This is a genomic window from Shinella sp. GW821-FHT11G07 (genome assembly GCF_058808115.1).
Genome location: NZ_JBXARJ010000007.1, coordinates 225,809 through 251,213, shown reverse-complemented (window position 1 = coordinate 251,213; position 25,405 = coordinate 225,809). Strand labels below are relative to the sequence as shown.

Annotated in this window: 24 protein-coding genes; 5 read left to right on the top strand and 19 right to left on the bottom strand. The window is 62.1% G+C overall.

Annotated elements, in window-relative coordinates:
- Positions 1–63: 63 nt before the first annotated feature.
- Complete coding sequence (iolE, locus tag AC1RT2_RS15880; RefSeq protein WP_493103348.1) at positions 64–966, top strand: myo-inosose-2 dehydratase; 903 nt, start codon at positions 64–66, stop codon at positions 964–966.
- A 38-nt stretch (positions 967–1,004) separates the two neighbouring features.
- On the opposite strand, the gene AC1RT2_RS15875 is transcribed toward iolE, so the two are convergent.
- From AC1RT2_RS15875 to AC1RT2_RS15835, 9 genes are all read right to left on the bottom strand, one after another.
- Positions 1,005–1,781 carry an ATP-binding cassette domain-containing protein gene (locus AC1RT2_RS15875; protein ID WP_493103346.1) on the bottom strand — a complete coding sequence of 259 codons (777 nt, stop codon included), beginning with the start codon at positions 1,779–1,781 and terminating at the stop codon, positions 1,005–1,007.
- Complete coding sequence (locus AC1RT2_RS15870) at positions 1,781–2,902, bottom strand: ABC transporter permease (RefSeq protein ID WP_493103344.1); 1,122 nt, start codon at positions 2,900–2,902, stop codon at positions 1,781–1,783. The genes AC1RT2_RS15875 and AC1RT2_RS15870 overlap by 1 nt, the downstream gene beginning before the upstream one ends.
- 77 nt (positions 2,903–2,979) lie before the next feature.
- The gene (locus AC1RT2_RS15865; RefSeq protein WP_257947775.1) at positions 2,980–3,924 is read right to left on the bottom strand and encodes a sugar ABC transporter substrate-binding protein; all 945 of its coding nucleotides are present in this window, start codon (positions 3,922–3,924) and stop codon (positions 2,980–2,982) included.
- Between the two features lie 64 nt (positions 3,925–3,988).
- Positions 3,989–5,098 carry a phytanoyl-CoA dioxygenase family protein gene (locus tag AC1RT2_RS15860; RefSeq protein ID WP_493103341.1) on the bottom strand — a complete coding sequence of 370 codons (1,110 nt, stop codon included), beginning with the start codon at positions 5,096–5,098 and terminating at the stop codon, positions 3,989–3,991.
- 262 nt (positions 5,099–5,360) lie between these two features.
- Positions 5,361–6,335, bottom strand: coding sequence for an ABC transporter permease (locus tag AC1RT2_RS15855; RefSeq protein WP_493103339.1), 975 nt, complete (start codon positions 6,333–6,335; stop codon positions 5,361–5,363).
- Positions 6,335–7,105, bottom strand: a complete 771-nt coding sequence (locus AC1RT2_RS15850) for an ATP-binding cassette domain-containing protein (RefSeq protein ID WP_493103337.1) — start codon at positions 7,103–7,105, stop codon at positions 6,335–6,337. Before AC1RT2_RS15850 ends, AC1RT2_RS15855 begins: the two co-directional genes overlap by 1 nt.
- Before the next feature lie 17 nt (positions 7,106–7,122).
- Positions 7,123–8,079 (bottom strand): ABC transporter permease, encoded by a 957-nt coding sequence (locus tag AC1RT2_RS15845; RefSeq protein ID WP_493103335.1) that lies wholly within the window; start codon positions 8,077–8,079, stop codon positions 7,123–7,125.
- Positions 8,080–8,179: 100 nt separating this feature from the next.
- On the bottom strand, positions 8,180–9,208 hold the full coding sequence (locus AC1RT2_RS15840; RefSeq protein ID WP_493103333.1) for a sugar ABC transporter substrate-binding protein: 1,029 nt from the start codon (positions 9,206–9,208) through the stop codon (positions 8,180–8,182).
- Positions 9,209–9,707: 499 nt separating this feature from the next.
- Positions 9,708–10,733 (bottom strand): LacI family DNA-binding transcriptional regulator, encoded by a 1,026-nt coding sequence (locus AC1RT2_RS15835; RefSeq protein ID WP_493103331.1) that lies wholly within the window; start codon positions 10,731–10,733, stop codon positions 9,708–9,710.
- A 323-nt stretch (positions 10,734–11,056) separates the two neighbouring features.
- Here AC1RT2_RS15835 and AC1RT2_RS15830 point away from each other — a divergent pair, with 323 nt between their 5' ends.
- Together AC1RT2_RS15830 and AC1RT2_RS15825 are read left to right on the top strand one after the other, a co-directional pair.
- Positions 11,057–12,070: a Gfo/Idh/MocA family oxidoreductase gene (locus AC1RT2_RS15830; RefSeq protein ID WP_493103329.1), complete on the top strand. Its 1,014-nt coding sequence runs from the start codon at positions 11,057–11,059 to the stop codon at positions 12,068–12,070.
- An 11-nt stretch (positions 12,071–12,081) separates the two neighbouring features.
- Positions 12,082–13,041: a sugar phosphate isomerase/epimerase family protein gene (locus AC1RT2_RS15825; protein ID WP_493103327.1), complete on the top strand. Its 960-nt coding sequence runs from the start codon at positions 12,082–12,084 to the stop codon at positions 13,039–13,041.
- Positions 13,042–13,510: 469 nt separating this feature from the next.
- On the opposite strand, the gene AC1RT2_RS15820 is transcribed toward AC1RT2_RS15825, so the two are convergent.
- The 10 genes from AC1RT2_RS15820 to AC1RT2_RS15775 are packed head-to-tail and all read right to left on the bottom strand — an operon-like array spanning position 13,511 to position 22,790.
- Positions 13,511–14,356, bottom strand: a complete 846-nt coding sequence (locus tag AC1RT2_RS15820; protein WP_493103325.1) for a cupin domain-containing protein — start codon at positions 14,354–14,356, stop codon at positions 13,511–13,513.
- A gap of 30 nt (positions 14,357–14,386) precedes the next feature.
- Positions 14,387–14,953: a TetR/AcrR family transcriptional regulator gene (locus AC1RT2_RS15815; RefSeq protein ID WP_493103323.1), complete on the bottom strand. Its 567-nt coding sequence runs from the start codon at positions 14,951–14,953 to the stop codon at positions 14,387–14,389.
- A 32-nt stretch (positions 14,954–14,985) separates the two neighbouring features.
- Positions 14,986–16,071 (bottom strand): Gfo/Idh/MocA family protein, encoded by a 1,086-nt coding sequence (locus AC1RT2_RS15810; RefSeq protein ID WP_493103321.1) that lies wholly within the window; start codon positions 16,069–16,071, stop codon positions 14,986–14,988.
- A 28-nt stretch (positions 16,072–16,099) separates the two neighbouring features.
- Complete coding sequence (locus tag AC1RT2_RS15805; RefSeq protein WP_493103319.1) at positions 16,100–16,939, bottom strand: carbohydrate ABC transporter permease; 840 nt, start codon at positions 16,937–16,939, stop codon at positions 16,100–16,102.
- Between the two features lies 1 nt (position 16,940).
- Positions 16,941–17,849 carry a carbohydrate ABC transporter permease gene (locus AC1RT2_RS15800; protein ID WP_493103317.1) on the bottom strand — a complete coding sequence of 303 codons (909 nt, stop codon included), beginning with the start codon at positions 17,847–17,849 and terminating at the stop codon, positions 16,941–16,943.
- Position 17,850: 1 nt separating this feature from the next.
- Complete coding sequence (locus AC1RT2_RS15795; protein WP_493103315.1) at positions 17,851–18,924, bottom strand: ABC transporter ATP-binding protein; 1,074 nt, start codon at positions 18,922–18,924, stop codon at positions 17,851–17,853.
- Positions 18,921–19,886, bottom strand: a complete 966-nt coding sequence (locus tag AC1RT2_RS15790) for an ROK family protein (protein ID WP_493103313.1) — start codon at positions 19,884–19,886, stop codon at positions 18,921–18,923. The genes AC1RT2_RS15795 and AC1RT2_RS15790 overlap by 4 nt, the downstream gene beginning before the upstream one ends.
- Positions 19,883–20,668, bottom strand: coding sequence for a 6-phosphogluconolactonase (locus AC1RT2_RS15785; protein ID WP_493103311.1), 786 nt, complete (start codon positions 20,666–20,668; stop codon positions 19,883–19,885). Before AC1RT2_RS15785 ends, AC1RT2_RS15790 begins: the two co-directional genes overlap by 4 nt.
- Complete coding sequence (locus AC1RT2_RS15780) at positions 20,665–21,540, bottom strand: sugar phosphate isomerase/epimerase family protein (RefSeq protein WP_493103309.1); 876 nt, start codon at positions 21,538–21,540, stop codon at positions 20,665–20,667. Before AC1RT2_RS15780 ends, AC1RT2_RS15785 begins: the two co-directional genes overlap by 4 nt.
- Before the next feature lie 26 nt (positions 21,541–21,566).
- The gene (locus AC1RT2_RS15775) at positions 21,567–22,790 is read right to left on the bottom strand and encodes an ABC transporter substrate-binding protein (RefSeq protein WP_069063574.1); all 1,224 of its coding nucleotides are present in this window, start codon (positions 22,788–22,790) and stop codon (positions 21,567–21,569) included.
- 370 nt (positions 22,791–23,160) lie between these two features.
- Between AC1RT2_RS15775 and AC1RT2_RS15770 the strand changes: the two genes are divergently transcribed.
- Entirely contained in the window at positions 23,161–24,432 is a 1,272-nt protein-coding gene (locus AC1RT2_RS15770) for an ABC transporter substrate-binding protein (protein WP_493103307.1), read from the top strand.
- A gap of 88 nt (positions 24,433–24,520) precedes the next feature.
- Complete coding sequence (locus AC1RT2_RS15765; RefSeq protein ID WP_083243202.1) at positions 24,521–25,405, top strand: carbohydrate ABC transporter permease; 885 nt, start codon at positions 24,521–24,523, stop codon at positions 25,403–25,405.

Sequence of the window (25,405 nt, the reverse complement as noted above, 5' to 3'; positions counted from 1 at the left end):
AAAATACACAAGTGTCAATATTTGTTTTTCAGACACCCGAAACCCCTTACCCGGAGCCCGACCATGAAAGCCAAACTCGGCATTGCCCCCATCGCCTGGTGGAACGACGACCTGCCGGAAATCAGCAGCGACATTTCGCTGGAAGGATGCCTTGCCGAGGCCGCGCAAGCCGGTTTTACCGGCATGGAGACCGGCCGCCGGTTCCCGATGGACGCGAAGATCCTGCGCCCCATCCTCGACAAGCACGGCATCCAGGTTTGCGGCGGCTGGTTCTCCGGCCTGCTGCTCGATGGCGACATCGAAGCGGAGAAGGACCGGATCGCCGAGCAGATGGCGCTGTTCAAGGCGGTCGACGCTCCCTGCATCGTCTACGGCGAGACGGCCGGCACCATTCAGGGCGACCGCAACGCGCCGCTTGCCACCAAACGTAAACTTTCCGAGGACGAGATCAAGGCCTACGGTCGCAAGATGACGGCGTTCGGCGAATGGTGTTCCGAGCAGGGCATGCCGATCTCCTACCACCATCACATGGCGGCGCCGATCGAGACCGAGGAAGAACTCGATCTCCTGATGAAACATTCCGGCGAAGGCTTGCCGCTGCTCTTCGATGCCGGCCACATGGCCTTTGCAGGCGGCGACGTCCTGCGCGTCATCGACAAGCATCACAGCCGCATCACCCATGTGCACACCAAGGATGTCCGCCTGCCGGTGATCGACGCGCTCGATCGAGCGCGCGAAAGCTTCCTCGACGCCGTCATCAAGGGCGCCTTCACGGTTCCCGGCGACGGCAGCCTCGATTTCGAAGCCATCGTCAAGCGCCTCGCCTCCCACGGCTATGAGGGCTGGTTCGTCGTCGAGGCGGAACAGGATCCCACTCACAATCCACCGCTCGACATGGCGAAGATCGGCCATAAGGAACTCCTCCGCGTTATGGCTGCCGCCGGTTACGAGGTGGTTCGTCAATAGAGCGACGGGACGTGCCGGCCCGAGCCGGCACGTCCGTTTCAGATCGTCCCGCCGAGCGAGGATTCCAGCAGCGCCAGTTCCTGCCCGCCGGCCATCATGTCCTGCAAGGCTGCCGCATCCACGGTGCCGCGTTCGGCGGTACCGAGCGTCTGGCCGCGGTTCAGCACCGTGAAGCGATCACCGACAGCGAGCGCGTGACGGACGTTGTGGGTGATGAAGACAACACCGATGCCCTGCTTGCGCACCCGATCGATCGTGCTCAGCACATTCGCCGTCTGGCGCACGCCGAGCGCGGAGGTCGGTTCGTCGAGGATCAGCACCTTGGCGCCGAAATAGACCGCTCGCGCAATCGCCACCGTCTGGCGCTCGCCGCCGGAGAGCGTACCCACCGCCTGGTCCGGCCCACGCAGGCTGATGCCCATCTTGCGCATTTCCTTGACGGTGATGTCATCGGCCCTGTCCGTATCGAACGTCTTGAACGGCCAGACGCCGCGCTCCGGCTCCCGCCCCATCCAGAAATTGCGGCTGACGCTCATCAGCGGGATCATAGCAAGGTCCTGATAGACCGTGGCGATGCCCGCCGTCATGGCGTCCCGCGGGCTCTGGAACAGCGTCGGCGCGCCTTCCACCAGCACCTCCCCGCCGCTCGGCTTGTAGACACCGGACATGATCTTGATGAAGGTCGATTTTCCGGCACCGTTGTCACCGAGCAGGCAGTGGCATTCGCCGGCCTTGACGTCGAAGGAGACACCGGCCAGCGCAATGACATGGCCAAAATGCTTCGTGATGTTTCTCATCTCCACGATGGCGGACATCAGCGTTCTCCCGTGATGATGCGGCGGATGTAGGTGTTCATGATCACGGCCGTCAGCAGGATGACGCCGAGGAACACCCGGAAGAGCGAGCTTTCCGCATTGGCGAAGAATAGGCCCTGCTGCACCACGCCGAAAATGATGGCCCCGAGTGCCGCCCCGATGACCGAGCCGTAGCCGCCGGTGAGCAGCGCGCCGCCGATGACCACGCAGATGATCGCCTCGAACTCTTTCAACAGGCCGCGGTCGGCCGCCGCCGAGCCGAATTCCATCACCTGGCAGGTGGCGAAGACGACGGCGCAGAAGGCGGAGAACATGAACATCAGGATTTTTACGCGATTGACCGGCACGCCGACGTAGCGCGCGGCGAGCGCGTCTCCGCCGGCGGCAAAAATCCAGTTGCCGAACTTGGTGCGGGTAAGCAGCCAGTGACCGAAGACCACGAGCACGATCGCCCAGACGACGAGCATCGGAATACCGTCGATGACCGGCTGCCCGGCGCGATTGCCGCGGGTGAAGGTGGCGATCCATCCCGCCTCCCCCATCCAGGTGAAGAGCCAGCCTAAAACCTTGCCGCCGAAGACCGGAGCGAGCCAGTCGGTAGCCGCTTTTTCGGCAACGCCGCCGATGATCGTCTGGCGGGTAAAATAGATCGAGCCCCAGATGGTCAACCCGCGCAGGATATAGAGGAAGGCGAGTGTCACGATGAAGGACGGCAGGCCGGTGCGGATGACCAGCCAGCCGTTCACACCGCCAAGCAGGACGCAGAAGACGAAGGTCGCGATGATGGCGAGCCAGAGCGGCACCCCGAGATGGACCGACAGAATGGCCATCATGACGCCGGAAAAACCAATCATCGAACCGGTGGAAAGATCGAACTCGCCGGCGATCATCAGAAGGCAGGCGCCCACCGCGATGACCATGAACTGGGCCGAAACCACCGTCCAGTTCATCACGCCCTCGGCAGCGAACATGCCGCTGTCGCCGGCAATCACCGCAAACAGCAGGAAGACCAGGATGGTGCCGCAGATGCCGCCAAGCTCGGGCCGGATCAGCGCGCGCCTGAGCGGCGAGACGGGTTTGATGCGCTCGTCCTTCAGCGCGTCCGGAATGACGTCCGTCATGAATGCATTTCCTCCCTCAGAAGCATTTTTTTGGCGCGCACGGGCAATGAGCCGGTGCGCGCCAAAAATCCGTCAGATCAGCGGTACTGGCCTGCCAGCGACTCGACGAGCGCGATGTTGTCCTTCGTCACGAAGCCCGGGCCGGTGAAGATGGAGTTCGACGGCGTCACACCGTAGCGGACGAAGTTCGTCAGCACCTGGATCGGGATCGAGCCCTGCAGGAACGGCTGCTGGTCAATCGCGAAGTTGATCGTGCCGTCCTTGATGGCCGCGGAGATTTCTGCGGAGAGGTCGAAGGTGCCGAAATAGAGGTCGCCGTCGAGGCCCATCTCCTTGACCGCCCGGATCGACGGTTCGGCCGAGTTGGGGCCGAGCGTCAGGATCGCGCCGGTATCGGGATTGGCGGTGAGATAGGCTTTCACCTTGTTCTGAACTTCCGACGGGTCGATGCCGGAATCGACCATCTGGTTGCCGAGTTCCACACCGATGCCTTCTGCAAAGCCGCGGCACCGCTCAACGGAAGCGGGGTTGGTGATATAGTGGTTGACGCAGAGGAAGCTCTTGATGCCCGCCTCCTTCGCGCGCTTGCCGGCACCGAGGCCCGCTTCGTATTCCGGCTGGCCGACATGCATCAGTGCGCCGAGCTTCTGGCTTTCTTCCACCGTGCCGGAATTGACGGTGACGACCGGAATGCCCTTGGCAACGGCATCCTTGATCGGTCCTTCCAGCACGTTGAAATCGGCGATCGTGACGATGATGCCGTCGACGCCGGCCGCCGAGCTCTGCTGCACGAGGCGCGCCATGTCGGCAAGGTCGCCGCTCGGCGGGTTACGATATTCGGTCGTAACGCCCATCTGCTCGTTCGTGACCTTGATCGCGTTCTTGATGACGTTGAACCAGCTGTCGCTATCCGGGCCATGGCTGATCCAGACGAATTTCTCGCCGTCCGCATTGGCGATACCGGCAAACGCCGTCGTGGCAAGCAGCGCGCCGAGGGCGAGCGATTGCAGAATTTTCTTCATGAACGATTTCCTCCCGAAATTGGCTTCCTGTTTCCTCCCCGCCCGAAGCCATTGCGGGTAACTTTTAAGCGGCGCGCTTGGCGCCCTGTGCGGCAAGCGCTGCGTCGAGCTGCGCCTCATCCCAACCTTCCACGACGGCCCGGGCAAGCAGCTCCTGCTGGCTTTCCGGTGCGAGACCGCCAAGCGGCGGGTCGGTGTCGAGATTGGTCGGAAACGGATAACCGTCCGCGGTCGCGGCAATCACCGCCCGCCGTCCCTCGGGCGAAAGTGCCGCCAGATGTGGATAGACGGCGCGGGCCATGGCGGTACGGTCGAGATTTTCCATGTGGCGGGCGAAAGCCGATGCCGTCTGGATGAGGTTCACCATGCGCACGACATCCGACGTCCGGTTCTCGCCGGCAGCATGGAACAGCGCCGGACTGAAGAAGATGGCGTCGCCCTTTTCCAGTGGAAGCTGGACGCAATGTTCTTCGAAATAGGCCTGGAATTCCGGCCGCGTGGCGGCGACGTAACCCGGCAGGTAGCGCTGCGAATGCGGCAGCAGCTTCGTCGTTCCGCTCTCGACGGGCATGTCGCAATGGGCGACGCCGCCCTGCAGGATGAGGGTCGGGCCGGTGGCGTGGATGTGCGTCGGATACTCTGCCATCTGCTCCGGCTTCATGAAGCCGAGGTGGTAATCGCGATGCGGCGCCTGCGCCTTGCCGCCGGGGCGCACCTGATTGACCTGCGTCGCGATCTGGTAACCCGGGCCGAGCCAGGCGCGGCAGGCAATATCAATCACCGGATTGGCCATGTAGCGGGCGTAGACGGCGGGATTGCGCAGGCACAGCTTCTGCAGGCTGTTCCAGATACGGTCATTGGCACCGGCCTTGGCAAAGTGATCGCCCGCCGCCGTGCCTGCCGCACGCTCGTCGGCAATGATCTGGCGAAACACGTCACTGGCCGCATCGATGGCGCCAGGATCGGTGAAAGCGCGCTTCACCACGAAGACACCCGGCCCCTCGCCGATGACCGAGGCCCATTCCAGGCCGATGGCATCGTTGACGGACGCGCCGTCATAGATCGGGATGTTCTTCTCGATCGCAATGGCCGTCGGGCACATCGTCTTCGTGGTTTCGGTTTCGACCTCGCGCCGGAACTGCGCAAGATCAATCACCGCTGCAATGTCATTCATGAGATCCTCCTACCGATCTGTATCGACCCCTGCAGAAATCAGCACGTGACGCTCTCGCGACGCGCCTGTTGCACGTCGCAAGCCACTGCCGGGATTGAATAATTGCACTTATCCTCAAGGAGCAACATTAATTGCAGATAATGGAATGTCAACACACTTCGCAGCCATGGCGCACGAACGGGAAATCACCCATCAGAAAGACAAAAAAATCGGCGCCGGTGAGCGGCGCCGATACGGTCAGACAGGGTGAGAGAAGGTGCCGCTACTTGCGGATCGCCCAATTCCGGAGCGACTTGTCGCCATAGGCCGCCCCGACGACGATGAGGCCGAGAATGAGAATGAACCATTGCGGCTGAACACCGGTGACGACCAGATAGGACTGAATGGAGGACAGGACGAATGCACCCATCAGGGCTCCGATCAGCGAGATCCGCCCGCCAGCCAGCAGGCAGCCGCCCAGAACACAGGAGGCAATGGCCTGCAACTCCATCAGTCGCCCCATGGATCCATCGGCAAATCCGAGCTTTCCAGCCTCAAGCGCGCCGGCAAAGGCGGCGAGCATACCGCAGATGACGAATGCGGACAGCTTGATGCGATCGACACGCACACCGCGCGAATGCGCACTGTCCGCCGAGCCGCCGACGGCCAGCAGCCGGTTGCCGAATGGCATGGCCTTCAGGACGACGAAGAGAATAGCAAAGACCGCGATCAACCAGAACAGAGCGGTATTGAAGCCGAGAAAATCGCCCCCGCCGAGAAGAAAGTAGGTCCAGCCGTTTCGCGCGGCATAGGGAATGGAAAACGAAAAGCCATCCGTCAGCGCAATCGCGATGCCACGAAAGATCATCAGCGTTCCAAGGGTGATGATCAGCGAGGGTGTCTTGGTTCTGGTGATGAGCCAGCCGTTCACATAACCGATAGCCGCGCCAACGGCGATGGCGGCCAACGCGGCAAACACGGGATCGACACGGGCGGCAAGCCAGAGGTAGGCGAGCGCACCCATGCCGAAGGTCGACCCAACTGAAATGTCGATTTCGCCGGTCCCGATCACGATGGCGACACCCAGGCTCATCAGCCCGAGCGTCGCGGTCACCTGCATGATCGTGCCGATATTGTAGAGATTGGCCCAACGCCCGTCCGAGGTCGATGCGAAAATGACGATCAGGATGGCGCCGATCAGGAAGATGCCGATTTCCGCGTGGCGACGAATGAGGGGCTTTGCTGCGGAGAGCGCCATCAGACCGCCTCCTTCTCGACGACGCGACCGCCCTGGCGGATGACGTCTTCAAGCGCTTCCGCCGACATGCTGTCGGTCGACGCATCGGCAACCTTCTCGCCGTTTTCCATGATGACGATGCGATCGGCGAGCTTGTGCACCTGGAAGATGTCGTGCGTTATGTAGATGACGAGCAGACCCTGCTCCTTCAGCTGCACCGCCAACTCGTTGACATGCTCGCGTTCGCGCACCGACAGGTGGTTGGTCGGCTCGTCCATGATCACGACGCGGTTCTTGAACTCGACGGCCCGGCCGATCTTGACCGATTGGCGCTCACCGCCCGACAGCCGTTCCACCTCGTCATCGGCCGAGACGTTCTCGCGAAGGCCGAACTGGCGGATGACGCGGCTGGATTTCTCGCGCATCTTGCCGAAATCGAGAAACGGTATCCCGAGGATGCGTTTGACCGGCTCCCGCCCGAGATAGAAATTCCGCGCGATCGAAAGGTTGTCGCAAAGGCCGACAGACTGCTGGATAGTCTCGATGCCTTGGTCGATGGCGAGCTTCGGGTGAAACTTCTCGACCTTCTTCCCGTCGAAAAAGACCTCACCTTTCGACGGGGCGTGGATACCGCACAGAACGCGGATCAGCGTGGTCTTGCCGGCACCATTGTCGCCGACCAGACCGATCAGTTCGCCAGCGTTGAAATCGACCGAAACGTTTTTCAGAGCGTGGAAGGCACCGAAATAGAGGTCGAGGTTTTTCACCTGGATCAGGGGTTGTTGGGTCATTTGAGCGTCCTCCCGCGTCAAACGCTGTGCCCGAGAAAGCGGGCAAGCTTCTGATTGAAAATAACCGCCACGATGAGAACGGCGCCGACGAATGTGATGTACCAGGATGATGGTGCGCCAAGCGCGGTCAGCTCGTAGCGGAAGCTGACAACGATCAAGGCGCCGAGGATGACCCCGAGGATCGACCCTCGCCCGCCAGTCAGCAGGCACCCGCCGATCACCGCTGCCGAGATGGCCTCGAGTTCCATGTTCTCGCCGAGCGTCACATGGGTCTGCGGCTGGTTGCACAGTGTCAGGATGCCGGCGAAGCCTGCGAGGAGGGAGCAGAGGACAAAGGCCGCCGTCTTGACGCGATCGGTGCGGACACCCCGCGATTCAGCGCTTTCCCGGCTGCCGCCGGTCGCCAAAAGCCGGTTCCCGAAACGGGTGCCCCAGAGCATGATTGCCAGCAGGACGGAAATGATACCGACCCAGTAGATGGCCGCTGCAACACCGAAGAGCTCTCCACCCAGGAGCCGGGTCAGGGCATGAGTGCGAGCGTCTGGGGAGAAATTGTGGACGGATCCGCCCGTCCAGACGTAGATGATGCCGCGCGCCGCAAACAGGCCGCCAAGCGTGACGATCATCGATGGAAGCTCACCTTTCACAACAGCGGTTCCCTGGATAAACCCGGCCGCCGCCGCAATGAGGAGAGCCACGACCAGAGAGCCGGGCACGCCGAGAGAGGGCTCCAGTGTTATGAAGGCCACGCCGGTCAGCCCGTAGATCGACCCGACGGACAGGTCGATCTCCTTCGTCATGATCACAAGGGCCTGCCCCAACGCCACCAGGGCGAGGATGGCCGTGAACTGCGTGACGTTGGACAGGGTCTGCACCGTCCACCATCCGGAAAAATCGATCGCTGTGAAAACGGCCAGCATGGCGATGACGCCGATGGTCGCGCCGAAGCCCTGGCTGCGGACAAGGTACTTCATGGTTCTTGATCCTGCTCGTTGATATGCGCTGCGGGAGGCGCAAATGAGGGCAGCCGGCCTTGCCAGAAAGGCCAGCCGCCCTCGCCCGGGAGGGTACCGGTTACCAGGTGTTCTGTTCGTCGTAGGCCTTGTCGCCGAACACGCCGCGGACCTGCTCGGCCCACTGATCCGCATTATCCTTGTTGATCACGAGCGGACCCGTCAGGATGCTTTGCTGGGGCGCGTATCCGAACTTCTTGTTCCAATACAGCCACTCCATCGGTGCGTAGCCCTGCAGCCAAAAACCCTGGCTGTTCGTCGCGAGAATATGCCCCGCGCGCACGCCTTCGATCGACACCGGACCTTCATCGACGGTCAGCACGGTGACGCCCTTGTCGTCGACGTCAGGATCGAGCTTCATCTCGTTTGCCACACCCCACGCCCAGGGGGACGACCAGCCAGCGACCGTGAAGATATAGTTGGTGTCCGGATTGGCCTGCAAGAAGGATTGCAGCGTGTTGCGCGCCGTTGCCGGCTCCGCGCCGATGAAGAGTTCGTCGAACTTTGCGCCCGCCTTCTCCATCACCTCTTTCATGCCGGCGCAGCGCGCCTTGAGACCCTGATGCGCCGAGTCATGACTTGCGCAGACCACGTGCGTCGGCTTCGGAATTTCGCCGGCCTCGACCTTCGTCAGCGCGTATTCCCCGAGCTTCTTGCCCGTCAGGAACTCGTCGCCGCCGACATAGGTGAGATAGGGAATGCGCTCGCCATCGGGCCGACCGTCCGGGATGTTGAAGGCGACGACCGGGATGCCGGCCTCGATCGCCTTGCGCAGCGGGCCTTCAAAGGCATCGGAACTGACGATCGGCACGGCAATGCCGTCCGGCTGGGTTGCGATCGCCTGCTCGAGCAGGCGGACATGCTCCTGAACCGAGTAATTGTTCGTGGAAATGTATTCGGTCTTCACATCCGGATACTTCGCCTCGAACTCCTTCAGGGATGTCGTCAGCCAGTTCATGTTCGGATCGTTGGATCCGATGTGCGAGACCATGACGAAGCGATACTGCTTTTCGCCGTCCTGAGCATGGGCGCCCCCAAGCGCAGCCGACGCCAAAAGAGCAGAATACAGGATGCTTTTTCCAATTCTCATAAGGTTCCTCCTCCTTGAATGGGTAGACGGAGTTATCGATGCGAGCGGGTTGCTCAGTCGTCTTCAGACGGCATCACAAGCAACCTCCACGTCGCCTGCTGAACTCCTAGATGCAACATTAATTGCATTAATTTCATTATGTCAACATTTATTCCAGACCGGGAGTGAACTCGGCATTGCGTCAGCGTTTGCGGCTATCTTCGGGCCGCCTGAAGACGAGATCGCTGGGAGGTATTTTCATGGATGGGGGAGAGGATTCACAAGCCTTTCATAGGCCAGATCCTGATCGTCTCTCCATCAAATTGACTCGATGGGCGCTAAGAACTCAAATTACTGAAAATATTTCGCTTATTCAAAAAATCTGAATAAGATGATGCAAACTACATCACCAGCCACGGGATTTTTGAGGCAAACGCGCCATCAAGGGCAACGTGAAGAGGTAGGACGCTCTAGCGACGACCCGCACGTTCCTTTGGTTGGGATAGGAGCACGCGCTCCGCTAAAGACCACAGTTGTACCGCGTATGAACGAGAATCTGCGAGTAGCCCGGTTCACTGGTCACGCCATTCAGATTGCTCTTGATCCATCGTGCTGCCGACGCGAGCTCGGCCGCAAAATCATGCGAGATAACATAATCCATGACCCCGGCCTCAAGCAGCGCGCGGGAATGGTTTGACAATTCATGCCCGACAAACACCGTTTCCCCCACCTTGCCAACAGCCTCCAGCGCCTTTGCGATTCCGCGATTGGCACCCGCGACGTTGTATATCGCAGCCGGATGGCCATTCGCCTCGAAATACCGCGTCAGTTGCTCGCATGTGCTCTCCGGCCTGTCGTCCGACATCACGCGCTCTTCGATCTTCAGATAGGGGAAATCGGACCGCAGCACGCGCCGAAACCCCATTTCTCGCTCCTGCTGGCAACGAAACGGCACGCTCATGACGATCAGAATGCTGTTGCTGACCTTCGGCAAGGCATTGCCGATCAGCAATGCCGCGACACTTCCGGCGGCGTACTGGTCGTTCCCGACATAGATGCTTCTTCGTGAACTCGGCAGATCCGTCGTGAGGCAGATCACCGGCCGGCCGAGCGTGCGAAGCTTTCGGATCGCCCGGTTGGTCGCCGGGTGCTCGCGGGCGATAACGACGACCCCATCAGCCTCGCCACCTCCCTGCTCGACTCGCCGCGCGAAGGCGAGCGGCTCGGCGTCGCTCGTCGTCACATATACCCCTTGTACATCAATGCCAGCCTGCGTGCGGTTCACTTCCGACACGGCGGCTGCCATAGCTGCATTGAAGGTTTCGCCCGATTCACAGAACAGGCGAATAAGCACCGGGACGTCGCTGTCGGCACTCTCATGGCGCAGCTTTTCGAGCGCCGCGAGAACCCGCGCCCGGGTCTTCTCCCGCACGCCGCTGCGGTTGTTGAGCACCCGGTCGACGGTTGCGGAACCGACTGCGGCGATCCTGGCTATCTCGTGAACCGATGGCCCTTTCCAGGTTCCGGGCTTCGCGGGTTTTGGCATTTTCCCCTCACTAGCTGATGCGATTCAAATCATGGGATCGAACAACCGTACGCCGAATACTTAGCGCCTGAAGCGTTTGCCGTGAATTGCCGCAATGCGAAATTATTGATGTAAAATACATCGGAAAATGCCCGCTACGCTCGTTGAATGATGACATTTCAATCTCGATAATCCAACCGTCAAGCTGAGGAAGGCATGGTTCCCGGCACGGCGCGATCACGAGGCACCGAGCGCTCGTTCCGGTCCCAACCTGCATCAACGTCACGGGACATCGTTCGCCCGCATCCTCGCCTGGTCTCGCCTTCGAAAACAAGGAACGTGGAATGTCTGTCAGAATTGCAATCATCGGTGCGGGCATCATGGGTGCCGACCACGCCCGGATTGTCTCGGAGGATTTGCCCGGAGCCGTGTTGCAGGTCGTCTGCGATGCGTCCGAGGCGCGCGCTCGTGCGATCGCGGAGGATTGTGGCGCGGCCGACATCTCCACCGATCCGCTCCAGACGATCCGGCGCGACGACATCGACGCGGTGATCATCGCAAGTCCCGATGAAACCCACGCCCCCCTGTCGCTTGCCGCAATCGAGGTGGGAAAGCCGGTGCTCTGCGAAAAACCCCTGTCGCAGAATGCAAGCGAATGCCGCGCGGTCATAGCCGCGGAGGTCGCGCGCGAACGCCGGTTTGTTCAGCTCGGCTTCATGCGCCGTTTCGACCCATCCTATCGGGATATGAAGACCGCGCTCGCAGACGGCTCGCTCGGCCGGGCGATCATGATGCACAACACCCACCGGAATGTTGAAGCACCGGCGAATTTCACCGGCCAGATGGCGATCACCAACTCGGCGCCGCACGAATTCGACGTCGCACGCTTCATGCTCGACGCCGACTATACCGCCATATCGGTCTTTCAGCCCGCCGGTATCGATACGGCGAAAACCGGAGCGCCGGTCTTCATGGTCCTCGAAACCGACAAGGGCCAGCTCGTCAACATCGAGGTCAACAACAACGCAGCCTATGGCTACGACGTGCGCGGTGAGCTTGTTGGCGAAAAGGGATCGATCCAGCTCAATGCCCCCGTCCATACGCGCCGCAACAGCGACCTCATGGCATTCGAACACTATCCAGCCGATTGGCGCCCCCGCTTTGCGGAAGCCTACCGCCTGCAGAACAAGGCCTTCATCAACTTCGTTCGAACCGGCACGTTCTCCGCAATCGCCTCCGACAGTTGGGACGGCTATTGCGCGACCCTTGTCGCCGAAGCCGGCGTCGAGGCGTTGCGCACAGGCAGGCGCATCGGCCTCGCCGCAATGGACAAACCTTCTCTCTACAACGCACGATAGGAAACGCTCCTATGAAACTCGGTTTCGTCTCCGACAGCCTCGGCGGCCTGTCTTTCGACGCCCTCCTCGACAACGCCGCGCGGCTCGGTGTCTCGGGCGTCGAGGTGAACACCGGCGGCTGGTCCACGGCCCCCCATTTCGATCTTCAGGCGATGAAAAGCAGCGCCGACGCGCGACGCCACTTTACCAAGGCCTTCGAGGATCGTGGCCTGGAGATCATTGCGCTCAACGCCAACGGCAATCCGCTGCACCCGACCCAGCCCGAGCAAGGGGAATGCCTCAAGGACACGATCCGGCTTGCCGGAGACATGGGTATCAAGACCGTCTGCACCATGTCTGGCCTGCCGGCTGGCCGTGCGGGTGACCTCATGCCGAACTGGATCGTCTCGTCCTGGCCGCCGGAAACGCAGGAGATCCTGCGCTACCAGTGGGAGGAAAAGCTCCTGCCGTTCTGGACGGACACCGTCGCGCTCGCCAGGGAGTGCGGCGTGGAGCGTATCGCGCTGGAACTGCACGGCAATCAATATGTCTACAACGTCCCTTCACTCTTGAAGCTGCGGGCGGCCGTCGGCCCGGTCGTAGGCGCCAATCTCGACCCGTCCCACCTCTTCTGGATGGGGGCGGATCCACTAGTCGCGGCCGAAGCGCTCGGCGATGCCGTCTTTCATGTCCACGCCAAGGACACGATGCTGAATGCGCCGATCCAGGCGACGACCTCGCTTCTGGAAAACGGCTCGCTGCTAAACATTCCCGCGCGAAGCTGGTCCTATGTCACGCTCGGTTTCGGCCACGGCGAAGCCTGGTGGCGGCAGTTCTGCTATCGCTTGCAGATGGCGGGCTATGACGGCTGGCTCTCGATCGAGCACGAGGACGTGCTGCTCAACAGCGTCGAAGGGCTGGAAAAATCGGTGGCGCTCCTCAAGACGGTCATGCCGGTAGCGGCAAGCGATTTCAAACTGCAGGCAATCTGACGGTCACGCCGCCGAAGAAGTGTAGCCCCGAAAGCGCTGCGTCGGAAACAATAGCCTCCTCCGGAGAACCTTTCGGAGGTCTAATAGCGGGTCGCCTCCGGAGAGGTTGCGTTCTCCGGAGATTCCCAATGTTTCTTCAAGACCGCGCTTTCAGATTTACAGGCTTCCGAGACGGGAAAGCTGTACTAGGAGGCAATGAATGATGCTGGGCTTTCGATCGCCAGGATCGCTGCAATGCTTCGCCTCGACCTTCTCAACTCTTCGTCCCGCCACGCTGAAAACGGTTTGCGTTCTCCATCCGCCTCTACCGCTTGCACGCTATGGCGCACTGGAAAGCTGCGACTGAAACGCTCGTTTGGTCTCAGCCACAGCCACCCTCCCTCTCAAACAAGCTCAAACAACGTGATGTGCCCCAGCGGTGGGACAAGCCCATCATGCCTCTGGTCATTTTTCAGATCGGTGCCCTACCCTAAAAATCCGGTGCGACGCCGAAGACGAATTCACAGGGCGTCTGGGACATGTTGAAGTATTGGTGATCGAAGCCGGCGGGGATGTAGAAGCCGTCGCGGGGATTGAGCTCGAACCAGGCCTGGCCCTCGGCATCCGGGATATGGATGTTTAGCACGCCAGAGACGACATAGAGGCATTCGTCGCCCTTGTGGCGCTCGATGGACGTGCGCTTGCCGCCGAGCACCGTGGTCTTGCCGACCGTCAGCTGGTCCGTTGCGCAGTAGAAGCCGGTGTAGGCGCCCTGTGTTTCGGCATCGAGGCTGAAGAGGATTTCGGAGTCGCGTATCGGGTGGATCGTGCGGGCCTTCTCACGGGCCGTGGCCTCCATCGGCCAGCGTCCCAGGAACTCCTGCTGGATGTAGCGGTTCTCCGAGAGAAGCGGCTTGGTGCGGGCATAGGGGCCGGAAGTTCCCTTGGCCGGCGGGGGCGCGAAAAACTCCAGGACGCGCACCTGTTCTTCGCCGAGATTGAAGCCGTGATGCCAGGTGTCCTTGCGGAAGAACAGCGCCTCGCCCTGCTTGGCGATGCAGACCTCGCCGGTCTCAGGATTGGCAAGCCCGAGCGTGCCGCTGATCACGTAAAGCAGTTCGTCGGCGCCGAAGATGGTGCGGAACGCATCCGTATGCTTGAAGCAGCCGCCCGGCTGCATACCGAAGACGATCTGATGGATGTTTTCCGTGGAGGCATAGATCCAGTCGTCCACGAGACCGGCATTCTCCTCGCCCCACAGATGGCGCGTGACGCCGGCATAGGGAATGTGGCTCGGTCGGTCGAAGACGGGACGGGGGGAAGGCTTGTAGCCCATGGAAAACTCCTTCTTTAAAACGATGAAGCGCTAGGGGGTGGCGCTCTCGGGACGGGTGCGGGCGATCAGCCGATCGATGACGGCCTGTTTCATGGCGGGGTCGAGGTGCATGACGTTGAACACCTCGGCCATCCACATGCCCTCGATGGCAAGCCGGATGATCGTCGCGTCGACCGGGTCGAGGCCGTCCTTTTCGACGGCGGCCTGACACCGGATGTTCTGCTGGTGGACGATTTCGAGAAGATCGGGAAAGTTCGACAGCGCCGCGGTGATGCTGGCGCCGAGCCGGTCGTACTCGTCGCCAGTGCTGGCGGCATCGCCCATGGTCGCCGCCACATAGGCGCGCGTGTAGCGGCCATGCGGCTCGTCGTCCGTCCCTTCGAGCCCGGCGAGGCCAGTCTCGAAGCGGTAGACGAAACGTTCGACCATGGCGCGCACCAGCGCGTCCTTGCTGGCAAAGTGGTAGAGGATGCCGCCCTTGCTGAGGCCGGTCACTTCCGCCACCTTATCGAAGGTGAGCGAGGAGACGCCCTCGTTGACGACGATCTCCTCGGCGGCGCTGAGGATGCGCTCCCGGACGGTGCCACGTTTTGCCATATCGAACCCCGATGCTGTTGCTGGTCTTCCCGCTATAGCTGCGAACTTTCTCGCAGGCGACCGACGATTTCCGCCATCAAAGCAAGATCCTGGCGGGAGTCATCGAGTGTCGTCTTTGGCGTCGTGCCGCTCACGAGATGCTCGTGGAAGGCGCGCAGTTCGATGGCGAAGGGATCGGTGTAGTTCGGCCCGAAGACCCGGGTTTCCGTCTCGGTATCCGTCGAATCCGTCACCTCCAGCGCGGTCGGCAGGTTGCGGATATAGGGCGTGTCGTAGCCGAAGCTGAGGCGGCGGCGATCGGAATAGACCTCGATGCGGGCGTCGAAGCGCGCGACATTGTCGATCAACGCCTCGTAGATCGCGGTGAAGTGGCCATAGTCGAAGAGCGCCACGATCTGCTCGCCGTTCTGCTTGTGATGGGCGGCGATCACCCTTTGGGGCAGGCCGATCAGCTCGCGCATGGCCGACAGGCTGTGCGAGGACAGGCCGGTCAGGACCTGGTAGGCGCGCATGAGGCTGGGGGAGGCATCTTTGCCGGCGACATCGCGCAGCAGCGCCTCCGTGTCGGCGCGCGACTGGGCGAGGAAACCGGCGTCGAGATCGTTCGGATAGAAGATGTTGCGCGTCTGGCGAATGAAGAACGGGCCTTCGCAGATGAGATCGCGCACGCGCACGTATCGCAGCTCCTCCTGCGCCGGCATCATCTCTTTGGCTTTCAGGAAGCTTGCCGAATAACGCCGCATATAGGCTACGAAGACGAGGCGGTCTGATTGACGGGCGAGCGGCATCACGTCATCGATCTCGCCAAGCGTCAGGCAGGCGGGTTTTTCGAGGAAGACGTGTTTGCCAGCCTTCAGCGCCAGGTCGAGATAGTGGCGGTGCGTCTGGTCGGGCGTCAGGATGAAGACGGCGTCGATATCCGGTGCGGCGACGAGGGCCTCGGCGCTTTCATAGGCCTGCGCATTGGGATAGCGCCCGGCGCAATAGGCGGTGAGGCTCGGCGAGACATCGAAAACGCCGGCGATCTCGAACAGATGGCGGTGATCGGCAAGGATCGGCAAGTGCATGAGCTGGCTCACCTCGCCAAGACCGATCAGACCGACACGGACGATACGCATGACAAGACCTTTCTGCCCCGGACGGGGCCTATCCCTTGACCGCCCCGGCGGTCAGACCGGAGACGATGTATTTCTGGAAGAGCAGCGCCAGCACGATCAGCGGCACCGTGACGATGGTCGACGCGGCCATGATCGCGCCATAGGGGAACTCGTAGCGGCTGGAGCCGGAGATAAGCGCGATCGCCACCGGCACCGTGCGGTTCTCGTCCGTGAGGATGAAGGTGAGCGCGAACAGGAACTCGTTCCACGAGGCGATGAAGGCAAGCAGCCCCGTCGAAATCAGCGCCGGCCCCATCATCGGCAGAAAGATGCAGCGCACGATGCGCAGCGGCGAGCAACCGTCCATGATGGCCGCCTCCTCGATCTGCCGCGGCAGGCTGCGCATGAAGGTCGTCAACACCCAGATGTTGAAGGGCAGCGTGAAGATCATGTAGGCGAAGATCAGCGAGCCGAGCGTATTATAGAGCCCGAGCCAGCGGATCATCTCGAAGAGGCCTGAGAGCAGCGCGATCTGCGGAAACATCGAGACGGCAAGGAAGAGGAACATGATCGGCGAACGTCCGCGGAAATCGATGCGGCCGAGCGCATAGGCGGCCGCGATGGCAAGCCCCAGCGACAGCGCGACGACGGAGGCCGCGACGACGAGCGAGTTCAGCAGGCTGCGCAGGAACACGCCGTCGGACAGGATCGCTGCGTAGTTGTTGAATTTCAGGTCCGGCAGGAAGGTGACGTCGAAGATCGCCTGGCCGGATTTCAGCGAGGACGCGATCATCCAGTAGAAGGGAAACAGCGTGTAGAGCGCGACCACGCCGAAGAGCGTGTAAATCGCGATGCGCTGAAGACGCCTGTTTGCTGCACTGCGTACCATATCACACCCCCAGGAGCCTGCGGTTGAGCCGGAAGACGGTCACGTAGACCGCCGTCACCACGGCGATCATCAGGAAGATGGCAGCACTCGCCGCCGAGCCGACGCCCATGTCCTGGAAATTGACCAGCACCTCGCGGGCATAGATCGACACGGTTTTCGTGTCGTCGCTGTTGGAGGACAGAACGAAGCTCAGGTCGAACATGCGCAGCGCATCGAGCAGCCGGAAGAGCACGGCGACGGCGATGCTGGGCGCCAGCAGCGGCAGGGTCAGCGCCGTGAACTGACGCCATTCCGGCACGCCGTCGATGGACGCCGCCTCGTAAAGGGTCTTCGGCAACATCTGCAGGCCAGCGAGGATGAGCAGCACCATGAAGGGCGTGGTGATCCAGACGTCGACCGCGATGATGACCGGCATGACGAGGTCCGGATTGGCCGTCCAGGCAATGCCGTTATCGATGAGGCCCATGAGCTTCAGCACATGGTTTAGGATGCCGAACTGGTCATGCAGCATCCATTGCCACATGCGCGCGCTGACGACGACGGGAATGGACCAGGGAATGAGGATGACGGCGCGCATCAGGCCGCGGCCGGAAATGTGGGCGTTCAACAGAAGGGCGATGGCGAGCCCCAGCACCGTCTCGATCGAGACCGAGATGACGGTGAAATAGAGCGTGTTGCGGACCGACTGCCACCAGAGCGGATCTTCGAACAAGGTGAAATAGTTCTCGAAGCCGACATAGTCGTAAATGTCCGGCTCAGTGAGGAAGGCGTCGGTGAAGGAGAACACGAAGGTTCGGCCAAGCGGCCAGAGCGCGACCGCGAAGAGCACGACGAGGCTCGGCGCGAGGAACAGCCAGGCCGTTCGCGCCCGCATCGCATTGAGGCCGATGCGCATCGCTCCGTTCGCCATGTCACACCCTCCCCGGCAGCAGCGCGCGTTCATCCTTGTCGAAGAGGTGCGCTCGCTCGTTCCTCCAGCCGACGAGCGTGTTGGCGCCCGGCCGGATATCGGGTTTGCCCTGCACCTTGGCGACGATGGAGCGGCCATCGCCGACATTGAGATGAACGAGGGATTCACCGCCAAGCGGTTCGACGAGCAGGACTTCCGCTTCCAGCGCGGCATCGCCGCCGCCGAGTATCAGGTCTTCCGGCCGGATGCCGAGCGTGACGTCGCCCGCATAGTCATGGGCAGCGAGCCGGTGGCGTCCGCCAGACAGCGACAGCACGCTCTCCTCGCCCTCGCGGGCCAGAAGACCGGGGAGAAAATTCATGCGCGGCGAGCCGATGAAGCCCGCGACGAAGCGATTGGCCGGGCGCTCGTAGAGCTCCATCGGCGTGCCGATCTGGGCGATGCGGCCGTCCTTCAGCACGACGATGCGGTCGGCGAGCGTCATCGCCTCCATCTGGTCATGCGTGACGTAGACGGTGGTGGCCTTCACCTCGCGGTGGATGCGAGCGATCTCGACGCGCATTTCCATGCGCAGATCGGCATCGAGGTTGGAGAGCGGCTCGTCGAAGAGGAAGAGTTTTTGCTGGCGCACGAGGGCGCGGCCGATCGCGACACGCTGCTGCTGGCCGCCGGAGAGCTGTGCGGGCCGCCGCTCCAGTAGGTGGTCGATCTTGAGGAATTTCGCAGCCTTGGCCACGCGTTCGCGGATTTCGGCGACCGGAAGCCGGGCGGTCTCCAGCGCGAAACCGAGATTGCGCTCGACATTCATGTGCGGGTACAGCGCGTAGGACTGGAAGACCATGGCGATGTTGCGCTTGGCCGGCGGTGTCTCGTTCATGCGCTTGTCGGCGATGCGCAGCTCGCCGTCGGAGATTTCCTCCAGCCCCGCGATCATGCGCAGCAGCGTGGACTTGCCGCAACCGGACGGGCCGACGAAGACCACGAACTCGCCCTCGGCAACGTTGAGATTAACACCGTCGATGACGGTCAGTGCGCCGAAGCGCTTAACGACGTTGATGAGATCGATACCGCTCATGGCCGTTCCATCTTGCTGGTTGTCGTGTGCGCAAAGCCGCGGCGGCCCTTTGCCGGATTTGCCTTGGCCGCAAGCGCCGCCACCCCGATGGCGCAGGCGGCATCGCCGATACGGCTCGGCATGATCGGCATGTCGCGTGCGCCGTCGGCCCAGATGAACGGACGCGTCAGCGCCGCCAGCCGCGGCGTCACCTTCGGGTCGCTGCCGATGCCACCACCGAGCACAAGAACTGCCGGGTCGAGCGTGTTGACGAGCTGGCCGAGATAGGAGGCGAGCGAGAGCAGCCCGTTTGCCACCATCTCCGCCGCCCGCGGATCGTGCGCTTCTGCCTCGAAAAGGTCGAGTGCCGTCGTCTCCGGCCGGTCGATCACCGTGCCGTAGCGTTCGCCGAGCGCCTTGCCGCCGGCAAAAAGCTCAAGATTATGGCGGACCTGGCGGTTACGGTTTGGCCCGTCGAAGGCGACGAGATCACTGCCGGAGAAGTGGATGGCAAAGCCACGCGCGCCCTCATAGGGCACTCCACCGATGACCAGCGAATGGGAAAGGCCGGTGGAAATGGTTACGTAGACGAAGGGATCGATGCCCTTGCCCGCGCCCATCCAGCCCTCCGCAAAGGCGGCGGCGCGCACGTCGCTATCGATGTGCAACGCGCCGAAGGCGCCGAGGCGCTCGCGATAGTCGAGACCGCGCCAGTCGAAATTCCAGGCCGAGGCCGGCTCGCCGGTGCGCGTCACGAGTTCCGGCAGGCAGATGCCGAGCGCCGTGACATCGAGCGCCTCTCTGTCCCCGCGCTCCCGCATGGAAGCTGCCAGCGCGCAGACGAGATCGAGCACCGCAGCGCCGCCATCCTGGCAACGCGTCGCCTCGGTGCGTTCAGCGACGACCGCGCCATCCGAAAGCCGCACGATGCAGCCCTTGGTCTTGGTGCCGCCGACGTCGATGCCGATCGCGTGCCGTGTCATGGGGCTGCTCCAGCGGCTGCATCGGCATGCAACTCGGCATTCCGGCATTCGACCGCAATGGTCGCAGGCCAGGAAGGGTCGTAAGCGGAAACGATCGAAAGGCGCCGGAAAGCCTCACGCTTGCCCTCGCCCCAGACAATCATAGCAACCGCCTTCGAGAGGGTTGCAATGGAGCCGACGCCGACGGTGAGGCCATGCGTCGGCACGTCGTCCAGCCCTCGGAATTCAGGAAAGGTCGCGAGATTGTCGCGCCGCGTCTGTTCGGCGAGCGTCACGATGCGCGTTCGGCTGTCACGGGCAGAGCCCGGTGGGTTGAAGGCAATGTGACCGTCACCCGCGCCGGACGCCAGAAGGAAGAGGTCGATGCCACCGAGCGCTGCGATGTCCGCGTCGTAGGCTTCGGGCTCACGCAATGTCGGCATGCGGAAATTCGCCGCCGGCATGCGCAGGTCTGCCGGCAGAGCCCGATTGATCCGGCCGACGATTTCCCGCTCGCCAAAACCGCGGCAGGAATAGTGTGCGGAAGCCGGCGGCGGAACAAGTTCTTGTGCGCCCGACAGCAGATATTCGTCCATCATAACCACGATCAGCCCGGAGCAATCGACCGGGCGGACGGCCAGCTGCCGCTGCAGCGCCTCATAGACCGGCATGGGGCTGCGCCCGCCGGGGCAGCCGAGCACATAGGGCCGTCCGGCGGCATTGGCAGCGCACAGTTCCGTAAGGATGCGGGTTGCGAGATGCTCGCCGATTGCCGCAGGATTGTTGTGAACCGTAACTTTCATCGGCTTGCCTGCTCCCGCAACAGTGAGGAGACGAAGGCAAAATTCTGCGCCGCGATCGCCTCCGGCGTCTCGGAGTGCTTCGGCGCAAGGTCCTGCTCGACGACCAGCGGGCCGTCATAACCATGGGCGATCAGCGTGCGCATGAAATCGGCGATATCGACCACGCCGCGGTCGAGGTCGGTCATGATGCCTTCTTCAAAGGCACGGTCGCAGTGGATGTTTTCGACCAGAACCTTTTCACGGAAGGCACCGTCGACATTCTTGAGATGGATGGCGTTGATGCGCGCTGCGTGACGCAGGAAGAAGTCTTTCGGATCGGCCTTCCAGTAGGCGTGATGGCCGGTGTCGAGGCAGAGGCCAACCAGCGCCGGATCCGTCTCGGCAAGCAGCCGCTCGATCTGGTTCTCATGCTCGACGCAGGTGCCGACATGGGGGTGGAAGCTGAATTGCAGGCCATGTTCCCGCACGATGCGAGCGGCCTGTGTGGTGAGGTCGACGACGGTGCGCCAGCCCGCTTCATCGACGACACCCATCCGGTCCTTCGGATAGAATTCCGACTCGTCCATCAGGATGAAATGCGTGCCGCCAACGGCAGAAAGCAACGCACAGATCTGGTGTGTCCGCTCCGCCAGTGCCCCGACCGTCTCCGGATCCGCCAGCGTGTGGACATTGGCCGCCGCGACCACGGAGAGGCCGCGGCGGTCGAGTTCGTGCGAAAGCACCTTTGGATCGGTCGAGAAATAACCGTAGGGGCCAAGCTCGGTGTGCCGATAGCCGGCCGCCACGATGCGGTCGAGATAGTCGGTCCAGCCGAGGTCGTTGCCGGTGGGCCAATAGACGCCCCAGCAGCACGGTGCGATCGCGATATTCACTGTCTTTTCCTTGATCTTCTAAGCGCTTACCAGCCGCGCTTCTTCAACCGTTCCAGATCGCTGCTCACCTTGGCGAGCGCGTCCTCGGCGCCCTCCTTGCCGCTCAGCACGTTGTGGACCCCGTTGAAAATGCGCTGCGAGACCCGGTTGTAGGAGGCGCCCGTAACCTGCGAAGGCCGGGATGCACTTTCCGCATAGGCCTTTTCGGCGAAGCGTAGCGAGGGGTTCTTCGCCAGGATTTCCTCATCCTGGTAGAGCGCCTTCAAGGTCGGGCTATAGCCCTGCATGGCGCGGCGCTTCTGCTCCTTGGCATTCGTAAGATAGCGCACGAGGCTGACCGCTGCATCGGTGTCGTCGGCATATTTCGACACGCCGAGAAGGCCGGCACCATAGCAGCCGCTCGATTTTTCGCCTTCCGCACCGACCGGCAGCGCCATCACGCCGACCTTGCCGAGCAATGATGACCCTTCTGCCTGGCTGGTGCCCCAGACATAACCCCAGTTGCGATGGAAGACCGAGCTGCCGGCTTCGAAGACGCCGCGCGAGCCTTCCTCGTCATAGTTCAGAACACCTTCCGGGCTGATGCCGCCGATCCAGGTGCGGGCAAGCTCCAGCGCCTCCACCGCCTTCGGATTGTTCGCGGTGATCGTGCCATCCGGCGCAATGAACGTGCCGCCACCATAGGAGGCGACCCATTCCAGCGCGTCGCAGGTCAGGCCCTCATAGGCGCGGCCCTGCCAGACGTAACCCCACATGTCCTTGGTGCCGGAGGCGCGTTCCTGCTCCTGGATGGACTTGGCCGTCTCGGTCAGTTCCTTCCAGGTCTTCGGTTCGGCCTTGCCGTACTTTTCGAGCAGATCCTTGCGATAGAACATCAGGCCGGCATCGACGAACCACGGCATGGCGAGCAGCTTGCCCTCGATGGTCGAGTCGGCGAGCGCCGCCTCGAAATGAGCCGCGAGCTCCTCCTTCGGCACCGTCTCGTTGAGGTCGATGAGATGGGCGGCCAGTGCGCCGACCCAGATATTGTCGAGCGTCAGGACGTCGATGTCGCCGGATTTACCGGCAAGAAGCTGCTGGTAGAGCGGCAGCGCCTCCCCCCAGTTCGCCGGCATCTTGTTGATCTTGACCGTATTGCCGGTCTCCTTCGCCCAGGCCTCGGAGGCCGATTGGCAAAGCTCCAGCTCGGCACCGGCAGAGCTGCAGAAGATCGACACTTCCGCCGCCGTCGCCGAACCCGCCCACAACATGACGCCCGCAAGCGCCGTCGTTCTCAGAAATCCATCCCAATGCACTGTGTTTCCTCCCACACCGCGTTAAGTTCGAGAAATTACTATACCGTCTGGTCGGTAAAGTAAAGCGCGAGAAATGAGGGGAATGAAGGCGAGAGTCGGCTTGCGGCTGCGCCGGATTGGGGCTTACCAACTCGGCGCCGCAACCGGCGGGACTGGAGCGTGGGTGGTGCGCCCCGCTCCCGAAACCAATTTTGTAATAAAACTACAAAAATGAAACTTTGCGAGATTTTTATGTTGCAAAGTTTCAGAACCCTCCTCTAAGGTACATCCCGAAGCCGCGCAGACGTGGGTCAATTCCAGCGCGCTTTCAATTTGGGAGGATTGAATGACGAACAAGATTTTGTGGCGCTCTGCCGCCGCGGCCGCGCTTTCGGTCGGCCTCATGGCTGGCGCAGGCATCGCCAATGCAGCCGAACTTGTCTTCTGGTCCATGTGGAACGAGCCGGAGCCGCAGGCCGCGGCCCTGCGCAAGGTCATGGACAATTATACCAAGGCGCACCCGGAAACGACCTTCAAGGTCGTCTGGAACGGCCGCCAGAACCAGACCAAACTGCGCGCCGCCCTGCAGGCCGGCACGCAGGTCGATTTCGCGGACCAGGACGGCGATCAGCTCGCCGGCGGTCTGCAGAAGGAAGGGCTCGGCTACGAGATCAGCGCAGATCTCGGCGATACGAAGGCCGCTCTCCTGCCCGGCGTGCTCGATCTCTATGCGGCCGGTGGCAAGGTGGAGCAGGTTCCCTACATCTACAACACCGTGAACATCTGGTACAATAAGGACATGCTGGCCGAGGCCGGCGGCACGGTCCCGCAGACGCTCGACGAACTCTTCACGCTCTGCGGCAAGCTCAAGGAAACCGGCAAACACGCGCTGGTGACCGAAGGCAATGTCGGTTTCTACCAGGTGCTGTTCTTCTCTCATCTCCTGTCGCGCGCCAAGGGCTCGGATGCCATGATCAAGGCTTTCGAGGTCAAGGACGGCTCCGGCTGGTCCGACCCGGCCGTGCTCGAGGCCGCGAAGTCGGCCCGCAAGTTCTGGGAAGTCGGCTGCATCGCGGAAGACGCCCGCGGCTTCCAGTACCCGGCCGGCCAGCAGACGATCGCGCTCGGCGATACGATGGGCGAACTCGTCGGCTCGTGGCTGCCGACCGAACTGACGGAAAGTGCCGGCGCAGACTTCCCCTGGGGCGCCTTCAACTTCCCGGCAGTCGCCGGCGGCGCCGGCAAGGCGACCGATATCGAGGTCGGCCTGGTGTCGGTGATGGTCCTGAAAGCCTCGCCGAACGCCAAGGAAGCGGCGGGCTTCGTCAACTACCTCCTCTCCGAGGACGCGCAGAAGACGCTCGTTGCGGATGGCGGCGTCGGCGTGGTGCGCGATGGCGTCGATTGGCCGCCGGTGCTTTCGGATGCCTATGCTTCGGCGAAGAGCGCGACGGCACTGTCCGGCTTCGGCGGCGGTCTCGGCGTCTCCTATCCGGAGTTCAACGCGACGGTGCTGACGCCCGAATTCAGCAAGATGTTCCTCGGCCAGTCGACCCCGGAAGACTTCGTCAAGGTCCTCGTCGACAAGACGAAGGACTATTGGGCAAGCCAGCAATAAGGCTTTCGCAACGGGCCGGGGCGGTGCAGTCGCATTGCTTCGGCCGGCCTTGTGGCCACGAACGGTTTTGCCGAATGGAGATTCTGCGATGATGAGGCGACGTATGGTGGTGGCGTTTCTTGCGCCCGCCCTCATCCTCTATCTGGGCCTGCTGATCTTTCCAGCACTTCAGGCCTTCTATCTGAGCCTGTTCGAAACCTCCGGTTTCGGCGACACGCCGACCTGGGTCGGCATCGGAAACTATACGCGGCTCTTGTCGGACCCGATCTTCTGGGGTGCGCTGCGCAACATGTCGATGATCATGGTCGTCGGCGGTATCGCGACCTTCGGGCTAGCCTTCCTCTTCACCATGCTCCTGAATTCGGGCCTTTGGGGCAAGAAGCTCTTCCGCGCCCTGATCTTCCTGCCGAACATCATCGCGGTCGTCGCGATCACCACCTTCTGGTCCTTCGTCTTCATGCCGCGCTACGGGCTTCTGACCAGCGTGCTGAAGGCACTCGGCCTGACGAGCCTTGCCTCCATCTCCTGGACGGCGCCGGAAAACGTCTTCTTCGCCATGATGGTCGGCCTCGTCTGGATTTCGGCGGGTTTCTACACGATCCTCATCCTAGCCGGCGCGGACAAGGTGCCGATCGACATGTACGAAGCGGCCCGCCTCGAAGGCGCCAGCACCTTCCAGATCTTCCGCCTGATCACCCTGCCGATGATCTGGGACGTCATCCTGATCACCTTGGTGCTGTGGTCGATCCACGCCATCAAGATCGTCGAGTTTCCCTATGCCTTCGGCGGGCCGAACATCGACCAGAACCTCTATACGCCCGCGATCTACCTCTACATCATGGGGTTCGGCCAGCGCGAGCCGGTCTATGCGCTCGGTTATTCGACCGCCATCGGCGTCGCGCTCTTCTTCCTGACCCTGGTCACGATCGTGCTCCTGCGCTTCGTCTTCAAGCGCGAGCGGGTGGAGTATTGA

Excerpts from the sequence above, each read along its gene's own strand:
- iolE (WP_493103348.1), top strand. The coding sequence starts at position 64 with ATGAAAGCCAAACTCGGCATTGCCCCCATCGCCTGGTGGAACGACGAC.
- AC1RT2_RS15875 (WP_493103346.1), bottom strand. The coding sequence starts at position 1,781 with ATGTCCGCCATCGTGGAGATGAGAAACATCACGAAGCATTTTGGCCAT.
- AC1RT2_RS15870 (WP_493103344.1), bottom strand. The coding sequence starts at position 2,902 with ATGACGGACGTCATTCCGGACGCGCTGAAGGACGAGCGCATCAAACCC.
- AC1RT2_RS15865 (WP_257947775.1), bottom strand. The coding sequence starts at position 3,924 with ATGAAGAAAATTCTGCAATCGCTCGCCCTCGGCGCGCTGCTTGCCACG.
- AC1RT2_RS15860 (WP_493103341.1), bottom strand. The coding sequence starts at position 5,098 with ATGAATGACATTGCAGCGGTGATTGATCTTGCGCAGTTCCGGCGCGAG.
- AC1RT2_RS15855 (WP_493103339.1), bottom strand. The coding sequence starts at position 6,335 with ATGGCGCTCTCCGCAGCAAAGCCCCTCATTCGTCGCCACGCGGAAATC.
- AC1RT2_RS15850 (WP_493103337.1), bottom strand. The coding sequence starts at position 7,105 with ATGACCCAACAACCCCTGATCCAGGTGAAAAACCTCGACCTCTATTTC.
- AC1RT2_RS15845 (WP_493103335.1), bottom strand. The coding sequence starts at position 8,079 with ATGAAGTACCTTGTCCGCAGCCAGGGCTTCGGCGCGACCATCGGCGTC.
- AC1RT2_RS15840 (WP_493103333.1), bottom strand. The coding sequence starts at position 9,208 with ATGAGAATTGGAAAAAGCATCCTGTATTCTGCTCTTTTGGCGTCGGCT.
- AC1RT2_RS15835 (WP_493103331.1), bottom strand. The coding sequence starts at position 10,733 with ATGCCAAAACCCGCGAAGCCCGGAACCTGGAAAGGGCCATCGGTTCAC.
- AC1RT2_RS15830 (WP_493103329.1), top strand. The coding sequence starts at position 11,057 with ATGTCTGTCAGAATTGCAATCATCGGTGCGGGCATCATGGGTGCCGAC.
- AC1RT2_RS15825 (WP_493103327.1), top strand. The coding sequence starts at position 12,082 with ATGAAACTCGGTTTCGTCTCCGACAGCCTCGGCGGCCTGTCTTTCGAC.
- AC1RT2_RS15820 (WP_493103325.1), bottom strand. The coding sequence starts at position 14,356 with ATGGGCTACAAGCCTTCCCCCCGTCCCGTCTTCGACCGACCGAGCCAC.
- AC1RT2_RS15815 (WP_493103323.1), bottom strand. The coding sequence starts at position 14,953 with ATGGCAAAACGTGGCACCGTCCGGGAGCGCATCCTCAGCGCCGCCGAG.
- AC1RT2_RS15810 (WP_493103321.1), bottom strand. The coding sequence starts at position 16,071 with ATGCGTATCGTCCGTGTCGGTCTGATCGGTCTTGGCGAGGTGAGCCAG.
- AC1RT2_RS15805 (WP_493103319.1), bottom strand. The coding sequence starts at position 16,939 with ATGGTACGCAGTGCAGCAAACAGGCGTCTTCAGCGCATCGCGATTTAC.
- AC1RT2_RS15800 (WP_493103317.1), bottom strand. The coding sequence starts at position 17,849 with ATGGCGAACGGAGCGATGCGCATCGGCCTCAATGCGATGCGGGCGCGA.
- AC1RT2_RS15795 (WP_493103315.1), bottom strand. The coding sequence starts at position 18,924 with ATGAGCGGTATCGATCTCATCAACGTCGTTAAGCGCTTCGGCGCACTG.
- AC1RT2_RS15790 (WP_493103313.1), bottom strand. The coding sequence starts at position 19,886 with ATGACACGGCACGCGATCGGCATCGACGTCGGCGGCACCAAGACCAAG.
- AC1RT2_RS15785 (WP_493103311.1), bottom strand. The coding sequence starts at position 20,668 with ATGAAAGTTACGGTTCACAACAATCCTGCGGCAATCGGCGAGCATCTC.
- AC1RT2_RS15775 (WP_069063574.1), bottom strand. The coding sequence starts at position 22,790 with ATGTTGTGGGCGGGTTCGGCGACGGCGGCGGAAGTGTCGATCTTCTGC.
- AC1RT2_RS15770 (WP_493103307.1), top strand. The coding sequence starts at position 23,161 with ATGACGAACAAGATTTTGTGGCGCTCTGCCGCCGCGGCCGCGCTTTCG.
- AC1RT2_RS15765 (WP_083243202.1), top strand. The coding sequence starts at position 24,521 with ATGATGAGGCGACGTATGGTGGTGGCGTTTCTTGCGCCCGCCCTCATC.